Origin of the sequence: Paenibacillus sp. FSL R7-0179 (genome assembly GCF_038002265.1) — a bacterium.
Lineage (GTDB): Bacteria > Bacillota > Bacilli > Paenibacillales > Paenibacillaceae > Paenibacillus_AQ.
In genome coordinates this window covers 3,450,355-3,471,345 of the sequence record NZ_JBBOCC010000001.1, presented here as the reverse complement: position 1 = coordinate 3,471,345, position 20,991 = coordinate 3,450,355, and the positions used below count along the sequence as shown (strand labels likewise).

Below are 20,991 nucleotides of genomic sequence, written 5' to 3'. Positions count from 1 at the left end.
GCGCCCCGCAACAGATTCCACGCAATCCGGCTATACAGATTCCCTATAGCAGAACGCCAAAAAAAGCCGCACCCCCATGAAGGAGGAGCAGCTAAGACTCTGAAGCCCGGCGAAATCAGAACCAGATCAGATAGACCACACCGGCAAGCACAATCCGGTAGATTGCGAAGGGCAGCAGCTTGATCCGGTTAATCAGCTTCAGGAAGAAACGCATCGATACCAGTGCGAATACGAAGGCACTGATGAACCCGGCAATGAAGAACGGCAAGGCATCCAGCGTGAAATACTGCCAGTTCTTCAGCAGTGAAATCAGGCTCGCCCCGGCCATAATCGGCACCGCCATGATGAAGGTGAAATCGGCTGCCGCACGGTGGCTCATGCCCAGCAGAACCCCGCCGGATATCGTCGAGCCCGACCGCGAGAAGCCCGGCCACAGGGAGATACATTGGATCAATCCGACTGATAGCGCCTGCCTATATGTAATTTGATCCACACTCTCAGTCCGGGCATTCGCAGGCGCAAAACGGTCGGCACAGATCATAAATAACGCTCCAACCACAAGTCCAATCAGCACAGTAAAGGTAGAGAACAGATGCTCATCGATGTAATCCTCCAGCAGAAATCCGAAGATTCCGGCCGGCAGCAGTCCGACAAGGATATGCGTCAGCTTCAGCCGTCCTTCCGCAGGAGCCTGCCGCTGCCCTTCCGGCACTACGGCCAAATCCTTGCGGCTGAGCTTCCCGAGGCCCAGCAGATCAATGAACCGGTTACGGAAAATAATAACGACCGCTAGAATAGAGCCTAATTGAATTACTACCTTGAAGGAGTTGGCCGTGTACTTCCCCAGGAATTCCTGCGATTTAAGCCACATATCATCAACGATGATCATATGGCCTGTCGAGGATACCGGAGCAAATTCGGTCAGCCCTTCCACAATTCCCAGGATGATTGCTTTGACAATGGTCAGCAGCTCCATGGCGATCCCCCTTTATTGTTTTCAATATAATAATTGTAAACTCACACAGCTATTTCTGAAACTTACAACCCTCTTGCACTATTGCAAAATTTAGTCCATAACGGTCACTTGACAGGCAGGAGTCTACACTTTATATTTATATGCATGCGCATGCATTTATTGTTTATCCATTCCATATAGAACGAAGGAGCGAAACCCATGACGAAAGATCTGTTCACCCCCTATGAATATAAAAGCTTAAAACTGAAGAACCGGGTGGTGATGCCGCCCATGTGCCAATATTCAGTGACCAATAAGGATGGAATCGCTAATGACTGGCATTACAACCACTATGTAAGCCGTGCTGTCGGCGGCACCGGGCTGATCATTGTCGAGATGGCTGATGTGGACCCGGACGGCCGGATTACCGATTATGATCTGGGCCTCTGGTCGGATGAGCAGATTCCTGCGCTGGCGCGGATTGTGGAAGCCAGCCATGCCCATGGAGCCAAAATCGGAATTCAGGTGGCCCATGCCGGGCGCAAGGCGGAGGATGCCAAGGTTCCTGTCTCCTCTTCAGCTATTCCTTTTGACAGCAAGTCCAAGACTCCTCATGCCCTGACAACAGAAGAAGTTAAAGAAATGGTCCAGAAATTCAAACTGGGCGTAGCGCGTGCGGTTCAGGCCGGGTTCGACACTATTGAGCTGCACGGTGCCCACGGCTATCTGATTCACCAGTTCCACTCGCCGCTGACTAACCAGCGGACTGATGAGTACGGACAGGATCTGACCTTGTTCGGCCGGGAGGTTATCGCTGCCGCTAAGAGCGTGATGCCTGAGGATATGCCGCTGATCATGCGGATTTCCGCCAGAGAATATGTGGAAGGCGGCTACGGCCTCCAAGAGGGTCTGGAGATCAGCAGAGCTTATAAGGAAGCCGGGGCCGATATTTTCCATATCAGTTCAGGCGGTGAGGGAGCAGTTGATACAGAGAATGGACCGGGCAACCATGCAGCCTATCAGTTACCGCTGGCCAGAACCATCCGCCAGGAGCTGAACGTGCCGGTGATTGCTGTCGGCCGCTTGGATGAAGCGGTTCTTGCCAATGCCGTCATTGGCAATGAAGAAGCTGACCTCGTGGCGGTGGGCCGGGGAATGCTCCGTAATCCTTACTGGACGCTGGAAGCCGGTGTGACGCTGCGCAAAGACGCAGATATCCCTAAGCAGTATGCATTGGGATTCCCGCGTTAAGGACAATTCGTCAGCAGCTGGCCTATGGTGATGGTATACTGTATAACAACTACTATTCATTACAGGTACACACCGGGAGGATGGAAGACATGACTAACCCCCCTTCGAATGATCTGATTAACAGCTGGTTATCACTCTCTCTGATACAGATGAAGGTGGCCGCAGTCCTTGAAGCGAGGCTGACCGAGAACTATGAGTTATCGCTTAAGGAATTCTACGTATTGCTGTTTCTGTCCGAAGCCCCTGAGCAAAAGTTGAAGCTTCAGCAGCTGGAATCGATGGTCGGGCTTAGCCAGAGTGCTGTGTCCCGGCTGGTCAGCCGCTTCGAGGCCAAGGGCTGCGGAGCGCTGGAGCGCAAGTCCTGTGAGGCGGACCGCAGAAGCATCTATACGTCCCTGACTGCTATCGGGCAAGACAAAGTTGACCGGGCGAAGCAGACCGTTAATGAAGTGCTGCAGGAAGCCTTTCCTGTAGCCGACACGCAGGAGCTGCTGGAGCAGCTTATCCAGCTGAAGCAATCCTAGACCCGGGCAGCTGCCTGCCGGGTAAACCCGCCGTCCCTCCCGAGGGGCGGCGGGTTTTTATCTGAACCTCCCTCTCTCCCTGAGCATACATCATACTAATACGTAATTAAGAAAAGCGGGGTGTACGAATGGTATTCACTGTTATGCAGCTGGTTGGCGGCCTTATTCTCTCTGTAGGCTGGATTCCACAGATTGTGCAGATTCTCAGGACCCGTTCTGTTGCAGATCTCAGTCTGAAAGCTTATCTGCTGATGCTGCTTGGCATCCTTCTTATGGAGGCTTATGCGGTTAACCTGGCGGCGCTGGGGGTCGGGCTGGCTTTTCTGATCACCAATTCCTTGTCGCTGGCGGTTGTAACAACGGTTGTCCTGCTAATTATCCGCTACCGCCACAAGGGTAACGGTTTCTAAAGGCTGCACCTCTGTCCAATCTGCGTTATACTTTCTGTAACAAAAGGATGCAGGAGGTTCAGTGAATGAAGCAAAATAAGTATGATGACGCGGTTTTTTTTGCGAATTACAGCCAGATGCCCCGCTCTACGGGCGGACTGGAGGCTGCCGGAGAATGGGAGGTCTTCCGTACCCTGCTGCCTGATCTGACGGGCCAGCGGGTGCTTGATCTGGGGTGCGGGTTCGGCTGGCACTGCCGGTATGCCCGTGAGCAGGGGGCGGCTTCCGTCGTAGGCATAGATCTCTCCTCCAATATGCTGGAGCGTGCCCGGGCGATGACGGACGACCCGAAGATTGAGTATCTCCAGCTCGCAATTGAAGATGCCGCATTCGGGGCAGAGCAATTTGATACCGTTATCAGCTCGCTGGCGATCCACTATATTGAAGATTTCGGCAGCCTCTGCCGCCAGGTCCGGCATTGTCTCAAGCCAGGGGGAGCCTTCGTCTTCTCTGTAGAGCATCCGATCTTCACCTCGCTTGCTGCACAGGATTGGCATTACAGTCCTGATGGGGAGAAGCAGCATTGGCCCGTTGACAACTATCATCTGGAAGGCGTGCGGCAGGCTGATTTTCTCGAACACAAGGTTGCAAAATACCACCGGACCACCGCCACCTACCTGAGTACGCTGCTCGAATCCGGCTTCGTCCTGAAGCAGCTGTCTGAGCTGCAGCCGACTCCTGAGATGCTGGAGAAGAATCCGGCCTGGCAGGAGGAGACGCGGCGCCCGATGTTCCTGCTGTTGTCAGCGGTGAAGCAGGAATAGCCGGATCTTATTTCATAAATAACAGAACAAAACCATCCTAACGCAGAAATAAGATTACCTTAGCACGAGTACAATGTATGCTGTTTTTCACATACATTGGTCCATCTGCCTGCTTGCAAGCACAATATATGCTGTTTTTCACATACATTTGATCCGTGTGCCTGCTTGCGAGCAGGTTGTATACTGTTTTTCACATACATTCAGACCGTATGTCTGCTTGCGAGCAGGATGTATGCTGTTTTTCACATACGTTTGGTCCGTGTGCCTGATTGCGAGCACAAAGTATATTGTTTTTAACACACATTTTGGTCCATATGCCGGTGTACCAGGCAATTATAAATAAAAAAAAGACCAGCCGGACGGTAGTCCGCTGACCTTTTATCATCCCCGTGGTTCACGGAGTTCACATTGCATTATTCACATTCACTGTGCCTTCCTGAGTCTTGGCAAGTGCGGACGGAATCTTAGGTGCCTGAACCAGCTTCCGTCTGCCCAGAGAGGTTGTAAAAGTGATTACATAACCGGCTACAACTACAGCCATCACCGTATACAGCGTTTCTCTTAACGGCATATAGAAGAGGGAGAAAGCCAGAACGATTACATCCATCAGGATAAATACGGTTCCTACCTTAATACCTTTCCATTCACTGATCAGCACGGACAAAATATCGTCCCCGCCGCTCGCCCCGCCGCCCAGCAGGACCATTCCTGCGCCCAGACCTGTCAATACCCCGGACAACAGCGCCGCAACCGGCAAGTTATCCTGCAGGTCAATAACCCAGCCGGAATAGCGTTCCATCAGCCCGTAGAATACCGTGAAGGCCACTACGGATATGAAGGTGTTCACTACGAATGATTTTCCTTTGAAAATGATTGCGATGATGAGTACCGGAATGTCCAAAATCAGGATGCTTAGTGATGGTGAAATCCCCAGTACATACTTGCCGAGCAGCGACAATCCTACGAATCCGCCTTCGGTCAAGTGGTTCTGATAATTAATGTGATAATACGTAAATGCAAGCAATAGTGTTCCGGTCAAAATAATCGCTAACCGGAGCGGCAAACTCATGCCACTGTCTTGTTTCCTCATTACTCGGTCTCCCCTTATCGTATATGGCGGCTAGACGTTCGTGCCAGCCTCTACGAGGGGGGTACCTGAGGAGATGTTGCTCCTTCGCATACAATACTCCCTTCCCTTCGCAGAAGCGGCTTCGTCAATGAACAACGGTTCGCACACATTCTACAGGGAAGCTAAGTATAAGACAGATCATAACGTTTCCAAATCGTCCTTTGGGGAATCGTCCTTCGGGGACACATGGTATCCTGATCCTTTCTTTAGTTTGATATGTTCTGAATAGATTATACCACGCGGAAGGGCCACTCTAAACAGTTTCCATCAAAAATAAGCAATCAGCCCTGATTTCTCAGCAGACGGTTGACGGTCTCGCGGCGGACGCCGATCAATTGTCCGATTTCTTCCTGTGTCAGCAGGTCTGTAAGCTGTGCGCCATGAGAATATTCGGTCAGCCAGCGGGTCAGCAGGGCCATACGCTCCCCCGGCGTTCCAACGGTGAGATGATCGAGCCTCGTCTGCATGAACCGCACCTTTTCCTGAAGCAAGAGGGCGATCTCCATCACCTTCTCAGGCTTCTCCCTCAGCTCCCGGTACCATTCTGCAGCCGGAATCAGCTCGACCTCACTTTTCATCATCGCCACTGCGGTTCCATGCGCCTCCTTCGGCGAAATGAGGGAATGATGCGGAACAGTCTCACCCGGATATAACAGGTTGAACAGCACCATGTTCCCGTTCTCATGCAGTCTCGTGACCTTGAACAGTCCGCTCTTCACCTTGAACAGGTTCTGGCCGCCGTCTCCCTGGCGGAATAAGACCTCACCTCTGTGCAGAATCATTTCGCATTCTCCTTTGCCTTCTCTGTATATATATTTTTAATTATACCGAAATAAGACACCAAAATGGAGGGGCAAGCGTAAAACAGCCATTATTCATGAGTTCAAAGACAAAGAAACCGCCTGGGCAGAGAAGGGTCTCTGCTCCCAAGCGGTTTCAGGGAAAGGCAAGATAGGTTATTTCGCTTCAACCGGCTTCTTCCAGAGCCCCAGGATCAGCCCGGAAATCACGGAGCCGATCAGCACAGATAACAGGAACAGCGCGGCATTGCTGGACAGGAAGGCTACAAACACACCGCCATGCGGTGCGGGAACGTTGAGGTTCCACAGCTGGGTAAGTCCGCCGGCTACGGCAGAGCCCAGGATACAGGAGGTAAGCACCCGCAGCGGATCAGCCGCAGCGAACGGAATGGCTCCTTCGGTGATGAACGACAAGCCCAGCACATAGTTGGTTACACCGGATTTACGTTCGGTCTCCGTGAATTTATTCTTGAAGAACGAGGTGGCCAGGGCAATCGCCAGCGGAGGTACCATCCCTCCGGCCATGACTGCGGCCATCATCATCCCGTTCGTATTGCCGCTGGACGTAAACACGCCGATGGCAAAGGTATAAGCAGCTTTGTTGAACGGGCCGCCCATATCAATGGCCATCATCCCGCCAAGCACCAAGCCCAGCAGAATCTTATTGCCGGTGCCCAGATTATTAAGCACATCGGTCAGTCCCCCATTGATCCAGCTGAATAACGGATCGAACAGGAAGAACATAATCGTGCCGGTAATCAGCAGGCTGAATACAGGATAGAGCAGAATCGGCTTCAGTCCGTCCAGTGTGCGCGGCAGGCGCGAGAAGGCTCTGCGGAGCATTACCACAACATAACCGGCCAGGAATCCGGCAGCCAGACCGCCGAGGAAGCCTGAATTGGAGTTAAGAGCCATCAGACCGCCGACCATACCCGGCATCAGCGCAGGACGGTCGCCGATGCTCATCGCGATAAATCCGGCCAGGATAGGAATCAGGAAGTGGAAGGCTCCGTCACCGCCGCCGATGCTCTGCAGCAGCTTAACCAGCGGATTGTCGGGGCTGGCCACCTGTTCAATCAGGAACGAGATCGCCAGCAGAATTCCTCCACCGACTACGAACGGCAGCATATGCGAGATGCCGTTCATCAGGTCTTTGTAGATTTTGCTTCCAATAGAACCGGACTTCACAGGCGTGGAACCTTCTTCACTGCGTCCAGAGCTGCGGTAGATAGGTGCATCTCCTGCTACTGCGATCCGGATCAGCTCCTCTGACTTGCGGATACCGTCGCTAACCGGACGCTGGAGCACAGGCTTGCCGCTGAAGCGCTCCATCTCCACGTTCTTGTCAGCGGCAATAATGACCCCGCTGGCCCGGGCGATTTCTTCCGGTGTCAGCACATTCTGCGCACCCTCCGAGCCGTTGGTTTCGACACGGATATTGACGCCCATCTCCTTGGCCTTCTTCTTGAGGGCATCCTCCGCCATGAAGGTATGGGCGATTCCAGTAGGACAGGCGGTTACAGCAACTACGAAGCTCTGTGAATCCGGGTTCCCGGTAATGATCCGTGCCGGTTCAGCTTGCGGTACGGCTGCCTTCGGAGCAGCCTTCACTTCCGCTGCCTTGGCTTCCGCTTCTGCCCGGGCCTCAGTCTCAGCTTGCTTGGCATCAAATAAGGCGGACACCTCGGCAGGTGTCTTCGCACCCATAAGCTGTTCGATGAATTCGCTTTCAATGAGCAGCCTGGACAGTGCAGCGAGTGTTCGCAGGTGCATATTTCCAGCTCCGTCCGGCGCGGCGATCATGAAGAATATATGGGCGGGCGCTTCATCCAGGGAGGCAAAATCAATTCCGGCACTGCTCTTGGCAAATACCACCGTTGCTTCCTTGACGGCCTTCGTCTTGGCATGTGGCATGGCAATGCCTCCGCCGATGCCCGTGCTGGACTGGGCTTCACGCTCCAGAATCTTCTCCTTGAACAGCTTCGCATCCGTGATGCGTCCACTGGCTGCGAGACTGGCAATCAGCTCGTCAATGACCCCTTCCTTCGTGGTAGCCTGGAGCTCCATAATCATTGTTTCCTGTATCATCAAATCTGTAATCTTCATCAAGACTCAACTCCCCGAATGTACTTGAACCTCTTACTTCTGTTATTCATAGCTGGGATATGGCAATAAGCGGACGAAGCTCTTCAATCAATGTCTTGTCTGCCAGATCGTCGGAGAATGCTGTGGCACTTCCCGATGCCACACCGGCACGGAAGGCTTCCAGCTCATTCCCTGTCTGCGACAACGTGCCCACGAATCCGGCAATCATCGAATCTCCCGCACCTACTGAATTCCTCACCTGGCCCTTAGGAGCGCTGGCATGATAGACCTCTTGCCCTGTAATGAACAGTGCGCCTTCTCCAGCCATCGAGACCAGCACATGCTTGGAGCCGCCCATAAGCAGCTTGCGTCCGTAAGTGATAATCTCTTCCCGGGTGCTGATCTGAACACCGAACAGCTCTGCCAGCTCATGGTGATTCGGCTTGACCAGCAGCGGTCCCTGGGATAAGGCATCCTGCAAGGCCTGCCCGGTTGTATCAATAACAAACTCCGCGCCCTTCTGCTTGCATACTGCAATCAGCCTGCTGTAGAAATCTCCGCCCAGCGAAGGTGGCGTGCTTCCTGAGAGGATCACTATGTCACCCGGCTCCAAGGATTCCAGCTTCTGCAGCAGCGAAGCCGTCTCGGTCTCCGTAATGACTGGCCCCGCCCCGTTAATCTCCGTCTCCTGGCCGGCCTTAAGCTTGATATTGATCCGGGTATCGTCCGCAATATGAACAAAGTCGCAGGCTATTCCCTCCTGGCCCAGCCAGGTGTCAATATAGCCGCCGGTGAAGCCGCCTAGAAATCCAGTGGCTGTATTCTCTACGCCAAGCTGCTTCAGAACACGGGATACGTTAATGCCCTTCCCGCCGGGCAGCTTCATATCCCGCTTCATCCGGTTGAGTCCGCCTAATGTTAACTCTTCTACCTCCACGATATAATCGACGGAAGGATTGAGTGTCACCGTATAGATCATCATTCATCCCTCATTTATAATGTTTGTCTTCCCATCCCATCACACCAGTGTATAATCCACATCCAGCTTCTCAAGCTGCCTCCGGAAGCTATCCGGTATCCCGGTATCCAGAATGCAGTGGTCCATCTCCTGCAAATCTGCAACCTTGCAGAAGGAGATCTGCCCGATCTTGCTATGGTCGGCCAGCAGGATCGTCTGCTTCGCTACAGCGATCATTTTGCGCTTCGTGGCCGCTTCCAGCATATTCGGCGTCGTAATCCCTTCGCGGATATCCAGCCCGTTGGTGCCGAGGAAGGCCTTATCCACCCGCACCATGTCCAGCGAGCGTTCGGTCATCGGCCCGACAAAAGCCATGGTGTCCGGCCGTAGCATCCCGCCTGTAATGGACACCTCAATATGGCGGCAATCCTTCAGCTCATTCAGCGCCATGATCGAGTTGGTGATCACCTTGAGATTGCGGAACGATTTCAGCGCCCGGGCAATCTGCAGGGTGGTAGTACCCCCGTCAAGGAGAATGGCATCGCCATCCTCAATCATCTCCACAGCCTTCCCGGCAATCCGCAGCTTCTCCTCCAGGAACCGGTCTTCCTTGTCCGGAACCGCGGCTTCAAAGTTCACACTCTGCAGGGACACCGCACCGCCATGCGTACGCTTTAGCAGCCGTGCTTCCTCCAGCTCCTTGAGGTCCCGGCGGATCGTGGATTCCGAGACGGACAGCTCCTGGCCCAGCTCCTGAACCGAGGCTCTTGTATGCTTCTCGACAAACAGCAGAATCATCCGTTTGCGTTCTTCTTCAAACATGCAGCTCACTCCTTAGGATGTGCAGCTACCCGCTGCCGGATTCCTATATATACAGTAACTACTGAATTTAAAGATAAGATGACTGGATTCAAATCACTTGTGATTGATATTGACCATTTGTGCTCATTTATGATTGTAACAACGTTTTCATGAACTGTAAAGAGGCTTTCTCTGCTTATTTTCCGCCAAAAAATCATGAATTTAAACCTGCTATTCCAGCCGTATTCACTGTTGCTGTAAGAATTGGATCATCACTTGCTCATTTATGCTCATTTCAGCCTGTCACTGTATCAGCATGCGCGGCAAATTACCTCCCGATTGCCTATTTCACAATGGCAGCGAGCGACATATTTATATTACATATGGGGAAAAGCGGGTGAACAGGAGATGGCCTATTACAATAACAACGGATATGGCAGCGCGGGCGGTAACGGCGGCAATGGCAGCAGCAGCGGCATTAACGGCCACGGAGGAGGCGGCAGTGACGGCCCTGTAGAAACCGAGGAACTAAGTGCAGAGGATTATGCGATTATTGCTGCCGGCTTCGGTGTGCTCGGGGAACTGTTTGCTTTTTTCTCTCTGGTAAAAGCCAAGCAGGTGACCAAGGAAACGGGCGGGAAGGTAGCTACAGACATCGACCCGGTGCTGTTCGTGCAGAACCGCAAAAAAAAAGCAGCCAGACGAAAGTCCCGCCGGCTGCGTTGAACGTTTATTTTGTCTGAACCCTTCACTTACTTCAAAGGCATGACCTCGTGCTTTGCAAATATGGCCTGCACCTTCTCCCGCAGCTCCTCTTCGGGCAGAAGGACAATGACAATAATATGCTCCAGATCGGCATGCTTCGCATAAGCCTGCGCATCCTCTTGCGGAATTCCCATCCCGATCAGGCTGACTGCAAGCCCGTCTGTCTCCAGATCCGCTCCCGCCAGCTTGCGGGCTGCCGGACCTGCTGCGACCGCTGAATCGGCCACCATGTCCAGACCTACCCCGAGCCCGCGTGCTGTGCCGAACAAGCCCTTATTCCCCTGCCCTGTCTCCACATCCCCGATTCCGGCATCCTGGCTGATGATCTCAAGCGTGTTCTTCTGCTTCGTGACAGCTGAGATATGCTTCGCCTTGATTCCGTTCTCCTTCAATTCCCCGATCGCCAGCACCGCATCACTCCGGTGTCCAAAAATCCCCAATATCAATGTTGGCATGCCGCATCCCTCCTGTTACTGCGATATTACCACTCTGCCTGGGGATTGAACCTGCCTTGAATCTTGCTAACAGCAGCGGCTCCTGCCGGTCGTGAATCAATCTCTTCTAATTCGGTTATAAAGATACGTATACATAAATATAAACATAACTTAAGAGATAGGGGGGGCTGCCTGTGCTTCAAAGCAAGTATTTCCGGACTTGCCTGGCCATTATCGCCTTTTTGACGATTCTGTACCTGGGGTCGAAGGTCATTTTTCTGTTCACACCGCTGGTATCTATTATTCAATTGCTGCTCGTACCGATGATGCTGTCGGGCTTCATGTATTATCTGCTGCGGCCGATCGTCAACTATCTGGGTACCAAAAATGTAAACCGCGGGCTGTCCGTGCTGCTGATCTATCTTGTGTTCGCCGGACTGTTCGTCCTATTCTGGGTACTGGTCTGGCCTACACTGCGCGAGCAGATCCAGAACTTCATCGACAATACGCCCTATCTGGTCGAGGGTATACAGAATCAGTTCAACAAGCTCCAGAATGATCCGTCGCTCTCCCGCTTCTTCAAGGGTGATACGGATGTGACCACACGCCTGACGGAGTATTTGAACAATGTCATTACCTGGGTAACTAATTCGATGTCCAATCTGATCGCAGTGATCTCCAGTATTGTCGTGGTAATCGCCACGCTGCCGATTATTCTTTACTATATGCTGAAGGACGGCCACAAGCTGTCTCCGATTCTTCAGGGACTGATCCCGAGAAAGTACCGCAAGGAAGGCCAGGAGATGTTCAAGGATATTGACTCTGCACTCAGCGGCTTCATCGTTACACGCGTCCTGCTTAATGTGGTGCTGGGCATCTTGCTGTATATCGGCTTTTTGCTGATCGGTCTGCCTTATTCCCTGCTGCTCGCCTTGATTTCCATCCCGCTGAATTTCATTCCTTATGTAGGCTCGCTGCTGGCGGCGGTTCCGGTGATTATCGTGGGGTTCATTGAATCACCTTCTATGGCTATATGGTCAGCCGTCGTCATTCTGATCGCGCAGCAGATTCAGGATAACGTGCTGTCCCCGGTCATCTACGGCAAGTCGCTGGATGTGCATCCGCTGACCACAGTGCTGCTTGTACTCGTGGGTGGCGACTTCTACGGCCTGATCGGCGTCCTCATTGCGCTTCCGGTCTATATGATTATCAAAATCATTTTCCTGCGCATTTACGAGATCATTGTCGCCGAACGGGTGGATCAACCCGTCCCTGAGCCCGGTGCTCCGCCCGGGATTGAGATTGAGATCGTCAAGGACGATAAGCTATAATAGTTAACAAAAAGCCCTCCGGCGCATCTTAGCGCCGGAGGGCTTGTCATGTACATGCTTGGACGTATCCAGACCTCAGCCGCGCAGCGAACGGACCACGAAGATGTGGTTGCCCTTTGGCAGGTTCTGCCCGTCACGCAGTGTCACGGAGCCTTTGGTATGTGCGATGATCGTCGCATTGAACGCCACCAGCTGGTCCCCCTTCCAGACAGTAACCGCTGATTTGAAATACACGGCATTATCAAACTGCAGACGTTCTGTCATGATATAACCGACCGAATGGAGAACCGGGGGCAATGCCCTCTCTTTGGGAGCCAAGGCTTTGATGTACACAATATCGCGGAAAGGGACGGCAATCTCCTGATGCCCGATGACGGCTACCGAAGCTGCAAGATCCCATCTGCGCAGAACGCCTTTCATGATCGTATATGGCTGCTCGCCGCAGTACATAATGACCGGTCTGCCAACCCAATGCTTCATGGCTCCACGCCCTTCCCTGTGCCTGAACTACTTATACCTTTGGTATGGACCAGTCTATACCCTTAAGCCCATGCTGCTCCAGATACTGGTTGGCCTGAGAGAACGGGCGGCTGCCGAGAAATCCGCGGTGTGCAGAGAACGGGCTCGGATGCGGAGACTGGATCACCTTATGTCTGCTGCGGTCCACTACCGCGCCTTTGAGCTGGGCATGACTGCCCCACAGGATGAAGACCATCGGTTCTGTCCGCTCGTTCAGCTTCTCCATAATGGCATCCGTAAAGGTCTCCCAGCCCAGACCTTTATGCGAATTCGGCTGGCCCTCGCGTACTGTCAGCACTGCGTTAAGCATCAGCACACCTTCTTCCGCCCAGTGCAGCAGCGATCCGTGACCCGGCACCTCCACACCGAGATCACTATGCAGCTCCGCATAGATATTGCGGAGTGACGGCGGAATCCTTACGCCCGGCTCTACCGAGAAGCTAAGGCCATGGGCCTGTCCTGCGCCGTGATACGGGTCCTGTCCAAGAATGACTACCCGGGTCTTACTGTAAGGCGTCAGCTTCAGCGCCGAGAACAGCTTGTCCTTCGGGGGATAGACTGTATACTGCTTGTACTCGCGTGCCAGTGCATAGCGTAATTCCTCGAAGTAAGGCTTCTGTGTCTCTTCCTGAAGCACTTCATCCCAATCATTGCCAAACATCCTGTTCTCCTCCCAATTGCCTTGATAGTAGTATTGTTTCATTACCCGTTATTAACCAGAATAAAAGGAACTTATTTGCGGCCATAGTCCGCTTTGATCTCGCCCCATGACTTCGTCTGCCATTTCAGCACCTTGTTGTCATAAGTGTGGTTCCGCAGCCAGCTCTCCGCCCGGTCAATCAGTTGCCAGATCTCCTCCGTAGAGGCATCCCGGGGCAAGGTCGTGGCCACCTTTTTCTGCTTGACCCATTTCATTGCATTAACAGAATCACTATACACCGTCTTGCTGCTGCCCTCCTGCTTAAGATGAGCCAGCGCATGCACAATCGCCAGGAACTCTCCGAGGTTATTGGTCCCTTTACGGATCGGACCGCAGGAGAAAATCACATCCCCGTTCTGGGTATCCACGCCTTTGTATTCGACGGGTCCGGGATTTCCACGGGTGCCTACATCCACGGAGATGCTGTCATAATCGATCTCCTCAGACGTCTCCACTCCGGCACTGCGGCTCCAGGACTTGCCTGACTTACTTGTGCCGGATGCCCCTGAAGCTGCCGAACCCGTTCCCCAGTTGCCCTTCCAGCCTGCCTTGAAGGCTGTCTCAGCAGCCGCCTTGCTCTCATAGGACTTATATTTCGCTCCGGTATAATGATCGGTCTGCGCCTGGCATTCCGCCCATGTAGTGTAGACTCCGGGCTTCTTACCTTCCCATACTACGTAGTATTTCTGCTTCGCCATTCCTCTTGCTACCTCCTGCCGGTGTCACCTCAACCAGAATAATATTGTAATGCCTACCGCGTTCATATTGAAGCCTGAATACACTCGCACGCCTGCTGCCAGCCCGAATATCTATTGGATAATTACCGGCAGGCGCGTTCATACTAATACGGCAGCTTAGTCCAGCACAGCAAGTGTCGTATCGGCAATGGTCTGGAGCTTGCCCGTATCCTGTGTTGCCTTGACCATAACCCGCAGACCTACCAGTGCATTATGCAGATAAGCAGCCAGTGCCGGAGCCGGATGCCGGGAGGAGAGTTCTCCGGTCTCCTGTCCGTGCAGGATCAGCCGCTCAATTAAACTCTCTGTATTCAGAAAAGCCTCATTCGCCCGGCCGGCAGCCTCCGGATCATGACCCGACAGTTCCACTGCCGTATTCACCAGCATACAGCCCTTCGGCTCCTCTTCACTTCTGTGAATTGTGGCTTCGAATAAGAGGCGGATAGCTGCCTTGGCGGAGGTGATGCCCTCGATCCGGCTCTCCATCCGGGAGCTTTGAAGGGATGCAAAGCGCTCCAGCGCTTTTATATATAAGGTATGCTTGTCTCCAAAGGTGTCATACATGCTTCGCTTATGAATTCCCATACCGGTTACAAGATCCTGCATGGAGGTCTTCTCATAGCCCTGCTGCCAGAAAATCGTCATTGCCTTGAGCAATACATCATCAATGTCAAACTCTTTGCTTCGCGCCATGATCATGCTCCTTTCGCGGTCTATTTTACCATTTATAGAACGATCGGTAAATATTATTGTAGCCATGTTAACTAGATCACATCAATTCCGCACCAATCATTCTATATTAATTTTAAGGAAAATACCATCAGCATTACACACCCCAAGGAGGTTATTACATGAGAAAAATCGCAGTAATACTTGCGGCATTCACCCTGACCCTGCTCATCGGCTGCGGCAACGCAAACAAAAATGCAGGCAACACTGGCACAGCAGCGAACACGAGCAATACGGCGGCTACCGCTGCACCGGATGCAGTCACTTCGGCTTCGGTAGTCGATAACGGGGAAGCCTTCAAGAAGGCGATCAGCAAAGACGGCACCTGGATTGCAGCTACGCTGAAGGACCTGAGCTTCTCCGAGGAGCTTGTGCTCGACGGACAATTCATCCATAAGGAAGAGCCTGCCCGCAAAATCGCGCTCTATACCCAGGATGCCGATCACAACATCACGAACTCCTTCAAGCTCACCGCCCCGAAATTGACGGTCCGCAGTGAGAATGCCCGGATTCAGGGAGGGACCTTTGTGGGTGATGTCTATGTGGAGGCTAACGGCTTCGCCGTCGTGAATGCCACCATTGAAGGCAATGTCTATTTCTCAGATGACAAATACCAGGCTACCTATTCCGCAGCAGACCAGGGTAAGGTAACCGGCGTCACTGAAGTGAAAAAATAATGCAGCAGGGTGCGGGGTGTTCCTCTTCGGGCAAGCGGCCGGGGAGAACACCCTATTTGTACATTGTTACCCATGAAAAGAGGTGCTGACCTGATGAAATTCATCCGTAAGTATGCTATCCTTCCTCTTCTGCTCCTGATGCTCTCCTCCTGTAACGGACAGGATGCGGCGCAGACGGAGCCGCAATACCGGATTCAGTCCGGTCATGATCTCAGTATTCTGACAACGAGTGATACCCATTATTTAGCGCAGGAGCTTAGGGATCTCGGTCCTGCCTTCCAGCAGTTTCTGGCTGCCGGTGACGGCAAGCAGCTTGGCTACAGCAAGGAGATGATGGAGGCGCTGGGCTATGATATCGGAATCCGTAAGCCGGATGTGGTGATTATCAGCGGGGACCTCAGCAACAACGGGGAAGAAGCCAGCCATAAGGAGCTGGCCGGACATCTGAAGCGCATCGAGCAAGACACCGGAACCCGGATCTATGTGATCCCGGGCAATCATGATATCCAGAATCCCTGGGCCCGGAGCTTCCGCGATAAGCGCCAATACGCCGCAGATTCCGTGAGCGCCAAGGCCTTCAGCAAAATCTATGGCGGCTTCGGCTATGATGAAGCCCTGCTGAGAGACGAGGATTCGCTAAGCTATCTGGCTGCCCCGTCGGAGGAGCTGTGGCTGCTCATGCTGGATACTGCACAGTACGGAGACAATAAAGCGCTGGGCCATCCCCAGCTGGAGGGGCGGTTCAGTGACCGGACCCTGGAGTGGATCGCCACCTGCGGCGCGAAGGCCGCTGCCGCAGGCGCGCAGCTCGTGACGGTCATGCATCACAGCCTGCTGAATCACAGTGAATTCATTCAGGAGGGCTTCACTGTAGAGGACCATGTCAAGGTTACAGATGCCTTGATGAAGAACGGTGTGCGGACCGCTCTCAGCGGGCATATACACATTCAGGATATCAGTGAATACAGTCATGACGGGGAGCGCATCTATGACATTGCCAGCAGTGCTTTGTCTGTATTCCCCCATCAATACGGGCTCTTAACCTATTCCTCCGCCCGTCAGACTCTGGATTACAGCACTGCAAGATTAGGGATGGAGCAATGGGCCGCAGCCACAGGCAATACCGATCCGAACCTGCTGGGCTTCAGGGCTTACAGTGAAGCCAATTTCCGTAAGCGGTCTGCCACCCGGAGTTATTCCCGTCTGGCTGAAGATCCCGCTTACGCCAGTTATACCGAGACTGAGCTGAAGCAAATGGCTGACGTTGTCGGAAGGCTGAACGAGAATTACTTCGCAGGCTCTGCCAGTACGGGCAATGCTGCCGTGACCGCTGCAGAAGGCTACCGGCTCTGGCAGGATGCTCCGGCGGGCGGAATGAGAAGCTATGTCTTGAAAATGGCCTCGCAGCAGCCGAAGAACAATCATGAACTGCATGTTCAGCTTCCTCAGCGGTGATGTTTGAAGAACTGGAAATAGGTGTAAGATAGACAAGTATGCTTACACCTATTGCTGAGGAGATGATAATCACCATGTTCACACGTATGGACGAGATTATGATAGAAATCCCGGACGTCGAGAAACCAGATCCTAATGCCGCAGCAGCTGTACAGGAGCTGCTCGGGGGCAAATTCGGTGAAATGTCAACGCTCAATAACTACTTGTACCAGTCCTTCAACTTCCGCTCCAAGGACAAGCTGAAGCCCTTCTACGACCTGGTGATGAGTATTACCGCCGAGGAGCTGGGCCATGTTGAGCTGGTCTCCCACGCCGTGAACAAATGTCTTAGAGGTTCCACGGCCTATAAGAAACCCGATTCCACGCCCCTGGGGGATGTCAAAGACGCACGGCTGTCTTATCATTTCCTGGCAGGCGCACAGGGGGCCATGCCGTTCGATTCGATGGGCAATCCGTGGACCGGAGCCAATGTGTTCAACAGCGGCAACCTGGTGGAGGATTTGCTGCACAACTTCTTCCTGGAGTGCGGGGCCAGAACCCACAAAATGAAGGTCTATGAAATGACCGACCATCCTGCTGCCCGGGCGGTAGTCGGCTTCCTGCTTGTCCGCGGGGGCGTTCACGTCGTCGCTTACGCCAAGGCGCTGGAGATTGCCACAGGCGTCAATGTTACCAAGCTCGTGCCGATTCCTTCCCTGGACAACAAAGCGTTCAATGAAGCCAGAAAGTATGAGGAAAAGGGCGTCCATACGAAGCTCTACACATGGAGCGATAAGGATTTCAGCTCCATTGACCAGATCTGGAAGGGTACCCATCCTGAGGACGGGCTTCCACTAGAGGTCATTCAGGGTGTACCGAAAGGCTTCCCTATCCCCGAAGCCCCGGAAGTGAAGGAAGAATTCGCACCGGGCATCTCTGCCGAGGAATTCAAGGAGATTGCCAAACGGCTGAAAATGGCCGGGAATATTAATGACTAGCAGCCGGAGCCAAGCCTAGCGAATAATAGCACCCAAGAAGAAGCGGATGTCCCGAAAGCCATGAACTGGCTGCCGGAACATCCGCTTTGTTTGGGTATGAATACTTGTACGATCTCCGCCTTATAACTCAGGCTCAAGCAGTAGTAGGGTATCGGCAACAGCCCGCCCATTCACAAGCAGCACAATCGTATGCGCACCGGGATAGTGCTTGCGTGTAGTCAGGTTGGCCCAGCGGTGGGTCCGGGTACCGGAGAGTCTGGTGCCGCCGGGCACGGTTTTGTCGGATAACAGAAACAGCTTGCGAGAGGTCTTGCCGCCGGCCTTGACGAAGTCGATTCCGTATTCAATGCGGATGCGTACCGGACCGCCCTCCCGGATCATCAGAGCGTATTGCAGCTCACACTGTTCCCCGATCCGCAGTACGGGCGGCTCAGCCGCCAACACAGCCGTGCTGACCAGCGGGGCGCCGCTCTCCTCCGGTGCATATCCGAACAGCTCCATGATCTCGGGATCGGCCTTGCGGATCAGTGAGCGGCAGCCATGCCGCACAATCCAGTTCGTATTCGCGTCACTGCCCAACCAGCGGCGGGCGGTGGCTATGACGATATCGGGGTGATCCTTTGCGATATCGTTCAGGCTGTTGGCTACACTTTTGCGCACATAGAGTGACGGGTCAGCCTTCAGCTTCTCCAGCAGCGGCAATAGCGGAGACGGGTCACGCTTGAACACCGGCAGCGCCTGGCCCCAGGGCAGACGGGGACGGCTTCCCTCGCTGGCGAGCCGCCGCACATGCTCCCCCGGATGCTCCGCCCAGATCAGCATCTGCTCCATCATCCGCTGCGGATCACGCAGCAGGAACGGCCTGACGGCGAATTCGGCCGAGGACCCCGGGGTGAACCGCTCCAGCGCCTCCATCGACAGCTCCCAGTGCTCCTCACTTCCGCCATACACCTCCACGAAATCCGGGAAGATCAGATACGGGAAGCCGACACAGTCCTTATCTATCGCATACAATATCTTCAGCGCTTCCTCATAGGCCGGGGGCAGGCAGCTGCCCAGCGTCTCTGTAATCCGCCGCATCCGTGCCTTCAGCTCCAGCTCTTCCCACGGCTCCCTCATCGCCTCCGCCATGAAGCGGCCCTGCTCGAACGAACCGTAGACGGCTTTAATTTTCATTCCCAGGCTGTGCAGGAATTCTTGGTTGTACATTGCTTTCAGGGGTTCGGCCATTCTTGAATTCCTCCTGCTGATGTAATTGGATTCTCTTATGATGAGAGCATACCATATGAACCGGACATCCCTGTGTCAACTTTCAACTGGATATATATACACCAAGTATAGCCTATGTTCAAATCCGGCAGCCTGTCGTACAATAAGATTTAAGTTTTTTCCGCTGACGATGAATTTATATTCCAATGAAAGGACTGGGACTTTTGCCACAGACACTTGTTAAAAACATTGATTTTTTCGTAGCCGCACTGTCACAGACCTTCGTATCCGCCCTCCAGCTTGACCCTGACGGAATGTACTCCCAGGTAGGCAGCGGAGTCGTTGAGAAATTCTCTGAGGAGTATGTCCGGCTGAAAAGATTCGACGGCACTACCTCGCATTACGCCCGCGACATTACGAAATTCCAGCACAATCATGCCTGAGAAGACTTCGGGGTTTATCATCCAGAGGAAAACCGGCAGGGGAGAAGCAGCGTTTGCCTGTGATCCTCCCTCCCTCTTCAAACGCAGACCCTGGGCCCTGATCCGGGTCTATTTTTGCGTTTATTTTTCACAAAATATTAACGTGTGCATTTCAAGAAACTATTGACTTGACGTTGCTGGAGAACTAAACTGAAATCGTTAACAATTCCATGTACCCGGGGAGAACCTATGATTACCATCAAAGATATTGCCCGTGTTGCCGGTGTGTCCCATACTACCGTATCGAGGGCGCTGAACGGCAACCCGCTGATCAAGAAGGCCACCCGGGATAAGATTGAACGGATCGCCGCCGAAATGAATTATGTGCCGAATTACAGCGCCAAGAGCCTGGTCACCAAGAGATCGTTCATCATCGGCCTGTTCTTCTCCAGTATTGAGCAGGGGACTTCCTCAAGCTTCCTGGTGGATGCGATCAAAGGCATTACGCATAGCCTCGATGAGAACTATAATCTGACGGTGAACGGGATCGACGGTGTCCAGCATTTCAGCAATATTCAGCCGCAGCGCTTCGACGGCATTCTGGTCATGAGCCAGAGCGATGAAGACAATGCCTTCATCTATCATGTGAAGAAGATGGGCATTCCGCTAGTGGTGCTGAACCGCCAGCTGGAGGACCCGGGCATCATGAACGTGGTGGCCAATGACCGCGAAGGCGTGAAGGAAGCGATTGATTATGCTGTGCAGCAGGGTCACCGCAAGCTGGCAATTATTGAAGGAAAGCCCGGCTTCAAGTCCTCAAGCGAACGCAAGCAGGGCTTTCTGGACAGTCTGATTGCAAGCCGGCTTCCGCTGAATCCCGATTATTTTACCGCAGGAGATTATAGTATTGAGAGTGGATATGCCGCGATGAGCAAGCTGCTTAGCCTGGAGGACCGGCCTACGGCTGTGTTCTGCTCCAATGATGATATGGCGATTGGCGCCATGAATGCCTGTTATGCCCACAAGGTCCGGGTGCCGGAGCAGATCTCACTGATCGGCTTCGATGATATGATGTTCGCCCGCTATACGAATCCTGCCCTGACCACCGTCCGCAAGCCGATTGCCGAGATCAGTGAGCTTGGCATTACCATGCTGATCCAGCTGCTTCAGCAGCCGGAGACCCCGCCACAGCAGCTGTTTGTTAAGACTTCGCTGGTGGTACGGGATACGGTGGCCGCAGAATAACTCTACCAGAACCCCAGCCGCTATTTTCTGCAGATACGGAGCCTTCCTGGAGAAGTGAAGGCATTCCGTATCCTG

At 53.3% G+C, this 20,991-nt stretch carries 23 protein-coding genes; 11 read left to right on the top strand and 12 right to left on the bottom strand.

Annotation, left to right across the window (positions count from 1 at the left end; all coding sequences use genetic code 11):
• Nucleotides 1-115 precede the first annotated feature (115 nt).
• Complete coding sequence (locus MKX63_RS15125) at nt 116-976, bottom strand: undecaprenyl-diphosphate phosphatase (protein WP_209871277.1); 861 nt, start codon at nt 974-976, stop codon at nt 116-118.
• 198 nt (nt 977-1,174) lie between these two features.
• Between MKX63_RS15125 and MKX63_RS15120 the strand changes: the two genes are divergently transcribed.
• From MKX63_RS15120 to MKX63_RS15105, 4 genes are all read left to right on the top strand, one after another.
• Nucleotides 1,175-2,206, top strand: a complete 1,032-nt coding sequence (locus MKX63_RS15120) for an NADH:flavin oxidoreductase/NADH oxidase (RefSeq protein ID WP_341018034.1) — start codon at nt 1,175-1,177, stop codon at nt 2,204-2,206.
• A gap of 89 nt (nt 2,207-2,295) precedes the next feature.
• Complete coding sequence (locus tag MKX63_RS15115; protein ID WP_341018032.1) at nt 2,296-2,730, top strand: MarR family winged helix-turn-helix transcriptional regulator; 435 nt, start codon at nt 2,296-2,298, stop codon at nt 2,728-2,730.
• A gap of 128 nt (nt 2,731-2,858) precedes the next feature.
• A complete protein-coding gene (locus tag MKX63_RS15110; protein ID WP_341018030.1) occupies nt 2,859-3,140 on the top strand; it encodes a PQ-loop domain-containing transporter in 282 nt (93 codons plus the stop codon).
• 65 nt (nt 3,141-3,205) lie between these two features.
• Nucleotides 3,206-3,943: a class I SAM-dependent methyltransferase gene (locus tag MKX63_RS15105; protein ID WP_341018029.1), complete on the top strand. Its 738-nt coding sequence runs from the start codon at nt 3,206-3,208 to the stop codon at nt 3,941-3,943.
• A 403-nt stretch (nt 3,944-4,346) separates the two neighbouring features.
• On the opposite strand, the gene MKX63_RS15100 is transcribed toward MKX63_RS15105, so the two are convergent.
• The 5 genes from MKX63_RS15100 to MKX63_RS15080 form a co-directional block, all read right to left on the bottom strand.
• Nucleotides 4,347-5,033, bottom strand: coding sequence for a YitT family protein (locus MKX63_RS15100; RefSeq protein WP_036698508.1), 687 nt, complete (start codon nt 5,031-5,033; stop codon nt 4,347-4,349).
• A gap of 320 nt (nt 5,034-5,353) precedes the next feature.
• Nucleotides 5,354-5,854, bottom strand: a complete 501-nt coding sequence (locus tag MKX63_RS15095) for a Crp/Fnr family transcriptional regulator (protein ID WP_341018027.1) — start codon at nt 5,852-5,854, stop codon at nt 5,354-5,356.
• A gap of 174 nt (nt 5,855-6,028) precedes the next feature.
• A complete protein-coding gene (locus tag MKX63_RS15090; RefSeq protein ID WP_341018026.1) occupies nt 6,029-7,978 on the bottom strand; it encodes a PTS fructose transporter subunit IIABC in 1,950 nt (649 codons plus the stop codon).
• 46 nt (nt 7,979-8,024) lie between these two features.
• Complete coding sequence (gene pfkB, locus MKX63_RS15085; RefSeq protein ID WP_341018024.1) at nt 8,025-8,936, bottom strand: 1-phosphofructokinase; 912 nt, start codon at nt 8,934-8,936, stop codon at nt 8,025-8,027.
• Nucleotides 8,937-8,975: 39 nt separating this feature from the next.
• Nucleotides 8,976-9,737 carry a DeoR/GlpR family DNA-binding transcription regulator gene (locus MKX63_RS15080; protein WP_036731798.1) on the bottom strand — a complete coding sequence of 254 codons (762 nt, stop codon included), beginning with the start codon at nt 9,735-9,737 and terminating at the stop codon, nt 8,976-8,978.
• Nucleotides 9,738-10,124: 387 nt separating this feature from the next.
• On the opposite strand from MKX63_RS15080, the gene MKX63_RS15075 reads away from it, so the two are divergent.
• Nucleotides 10,125-10,442, top strand: coding sequence for a hypothetical protein (locus MKX63_RS15075; RefSeq protein ID WP_209871792.1), 318 nt, complete (start codon nt 10,125-10,127; stop codon nt 10,440-10,442).
• A gap of 26 nt (nt 10,443-10,468) precedes the next feature.
• On the opposite strand, the gene MKX63_RS15070 is transcribed toward MKX63_RS15075, so the two are convergent.
• Nucleotides 10,469-10,936 (bottom strand): hypothetical protein, encoded by a 468-nt coding sequence (locus tag MKX63_RS15070; RefSeq protein ID WP_341018022.1) that lies wholly within the window; start codon nt 10,934-10,936, stop codon nt 10,469-10,471.
• Nucleotides 10,937-11,109: 173 nt separating this feature from the next.
• Between MKX63_RS15070 and MKX63_RS15065 the strand changes: the two genes are divergently transcribed.
• On the top strand, nt 11,110-12,246 hold the full coding sequence (locus tag MKX63_RS15065) for an AI-2E family transporter (protein ID WP_341018021.1): 1,137 nt from the start codon (nt 11,110-11,112) through the stop codon (nt 12,244-12,246).
• A gap of 75 nt (nt 12,247-12,321) precedes the next feature.
• Here MKX63_RS15065 and MKX63_RS15060 read toward each other — a convergent pair whose 3' ends face one another.
• The 4 genes from MKX63_RS15060 to MKX63_RS15045 all read right to left on the bottom strand — a co-directional run bounded on the left by MKX63_RS15060 (nt 12,322) and on the right by MKX63_RS15045 (nt 14,895).
• A complete protein-coding gene (locus MKX63_RS15060) occupies nt 12,322-12,726 on the bottom strand; it encodes a hypothetical protein (RefSeq protein WP_341018019.1) in 405 nt (134 codons plus the stop codon).
• Between the two features lie 31 nt (nt 12,727-12,757).
• Complete coding sequence (gene ung / locus MKX63_RS15055) at nt 12,758-13,426, bottom strand: uracil-DNA glycosylase (protein ID WP_339219046.1); 669 nt, start codon at nt 13,424-13,426, stop codon at nt 12,758-12,760.
• A gap of 71 nt (nt 13,427-13,497) precedes the next feature.
• Nucleotides 13,498-14,163, bottom strand: a complete 666-nt coding sequence (gene rnhA, locus MKX63_RS15050; RefSeq protein ID WP_341018018.1) for a ribonuclease H — start codon at nt 14,161-14,163, stop codon at nt 13,498-13,500.
• A 156-nt stretch (nt 14,164-14,319) separates the two neighbouring features.
• Nucleotides 14,320-14,895 (bottom strand): TetR/AcrR family transcriptional regulator, encoded by a 576-nt coding sequence (locus MKX63_RS15045; protein ID WP_341018017.1) that lies wholly within the window; start codon nt 14,893-14,895, stop codon nt 14,320-14,322.
• A gap of 158 nt (nt 14,896-15,053) precedes the next feature.
• Here MKX63_RS15045 and MKX63_RS15040 point away from each other — a divergent pair, with 158 nt between their 5' ends.
• The 3 genes from MKX63_RS15040 (at nt 15,054) to MKX63_RS15030 (ending at nt 18,040) form a co-directional block, all read left to right on the top strand.
• Nucleotides 15,054-15,608 (top strand): hypothetical protein, encoded by a 555-nt coding sequence (locus MKX63_RS15040; RefSeq protein ID WP_341018016.1) that lies wholly within the window; start codon nt 15,054-15,056, stop codon nt 15,606-15,608.
• A gap of 72 nt (nt 15,609-15,680) precedes the next feature.
• The gene (locus MKX63_RS15035; RefSeq protein WP_341018015.1) at nt 15,681-17,063 is read left to right on the top strand and encodes a metallophosphoesterase; all 1,383 of its coding nucleotides are present in this window, start codon (nt 15,681-15,683) and stop codon (nt 17,061-17,063) included.
• 74 nt (nt 17,064-17,137) lie between these two features.
• Nucleotides 17,138-18,040: a manganese catalase family protein gene (locus tag MKX63_RS15030; RefSeq protein WP_341018014.1), complete on the top strand. Its 903-nt coding sequence runs from the start codon at nt 17,138-17,140 to the stop codon at nt 18,038-18,040.
• A gap of 120 nt (nt 18,041-18,160) precedes the next feature.
• On the opposite strand, the gene MKX63_RS15025 is transcribed toward MKX63_RS15030, so the two are convergent.
• Nucleotides 18,161-19,270, bottom strand: a complete 1,110-nt coding sequence (locus tag MKX63_RS15025; RefSeq protein WP_341018013.1) for a hypothetical protein — start codon at nt 19,268-19,270, stop codon at nt 18,161-18,163.
• 203 nt (nt 19,271-19,473) lie between these two features.
• On the opposite strand from MKX63_RS15025, the gene MKX63_RS15020 reads away from it, so the two are divergent.
• On the top strand, nt 19,474-19,692 hold the full coding sequence (locus tag MKX63_RS15020) for a hypothetical protein (RefSeq protein ID WP_341018011.1): 219 nt from the start codon (nt 19,474-19,476) through the stop codon (nt 19,690-19,692).
• A 228-nt stretch (nt 19,693-19,920) separates the two neighbouring features.
• Nucleotides 19,921-20,916 (top strand): LacI family DNA-binding transcriptional regulator, encoded by a 996-nt coding sequence (locus MKX63_RS15015; protein ID WP_341018010.1) that lies wholly within the window; start codon nt 19,921-19,923, stop codon nt 20,914-20,916.
• Nucleotides 20,917-20,991: the final 75 nt, after the last annotated feature.